The sequence below is a fragment of the Cryobacterium sp. M25 genome (genome assembly GCF_002929635.1).
GTDB lineage: Bacteria > Actinomycetota > Actinomycetes > Actinomycetales > Microbacteriaceae > Cryobacterium > Cryobacterium sandaracinum.
Genome location: NZ_PJJU01000002.1, coordinates 1 through 1,176 on the forward strand (window position 1 = coordinate 1; position 1,176 = coordinate 1,176).

Annotated in this window: 1 protein-coding gene; it reads left to right on the forward strand. The window is 64.9% G+C overall.

The genetic code is table 11. From position 1 onward, the window contains the following. Nucleotides 1–130 precede the first annotated feature (130 nt). Nucleotides 131–763: a vWA domain-containing protein gene (locus CXY81_RS00010; protein ID WP_104171496.1), complete on the forward strand. Its 633-nt coding sequence runs from the start codon at nt 131–133 to the stop codon at nt 761–763. The last annotated feature ends 413 nt before the right edge of the window (nt 764–1,176 follow it).

Sequence of the window (1,176 nt, forward strand, 5' to 3'; positions counted from 1 at the left end):
ACCACACCACCGCCGCACCACTGCCGCACCACACCACCGCCGCACCACCGCCGCACCACCGCCGGCACTGTCAGTGGCTCCTGAGACTCTGAAGTACTCCCCGCGAGGGAGCCTCAACCAGGAGGTACAGATGACTGATCCCAACTACACCGCTCTGCTTCTCGTGATCGACCGGAGCGGCTCGATGTCCGGCATCCGTGACGACATGGTCGGCGGCCTGACCGCGATGCTCGCCGCACAGGCCGCCGAGCCGGGCCTGCTCACCGTGGATATCGTGACCTTCGACGACGAAATCGAGCACACCCGCACCCTCGCCGACCCGAGCGATATCATCGTCGAGCTCGACCCGCGCGGCATGACGGCGCTGCACGATGCGATCGGCATCGCCGTCACGGAGTTCGGCGAGACGCTGCGGGTGCTGCCCGAGCACGCGCGTCCCGGCACCGTGCAGGTCGTGGTCGTGACCGACGGCGGCGAGAACTCGAGCAGCGAATACTCCGCGGATGCCGTGCGCGCGCTGATCAACCGGCAGACCGAATCGTACAGCTGGGACTTCGTGTTCCTCGGCGCCAACCAGGACGCCGTGCTCACCGGGGCCGCACTCGGCTTCGACTCCGCCAGCTCCATGACCTTCGCTGCCGCTTCGGGCGAGGTCGCCGCGATGAGCGCGAACCTCGGTCGCTACGTGACGGATGTGCGCAAGAAGGAGAAGCGCGGCTTCACCTTCGAGGAGCGCACCGAAGCCGGAGGTGATGGCGTGTAGGCAACGATTGGGTGAAGTTCAGGAGGCCGGAACCCCTGTTGGCGGAGTGCGTGAAAACTACCCCTAATCTGGGATTCAGACAGATTCGATTCGTTGGAAGCGGTCCCGTGGGGCGTGCGATGGTGTGCGTGGAGGACGCCTGTTTGCCGTGGGACCTGGGGCTTTATTCGGGGTGAAGTCGGCCCTGATAGGCCCTGCCGGCGCGAAGAAACCCGACGTGTAGCGTCGGGGACCGCTCCCACAGTGGCCCTGCCCCAGACCCGCATCGTGCGGGACTGGCGAAAGGAAGGACCACCATGTTCCACTTCTACGAATCATCCGTCGGCACGTCCCTAGCTGTTGTTCCCACACAGGTTGTGAGCGTGGCGTGAGCTAAAAAAGTGAGGACCTCCGGTATCGATTGGGTTACCACA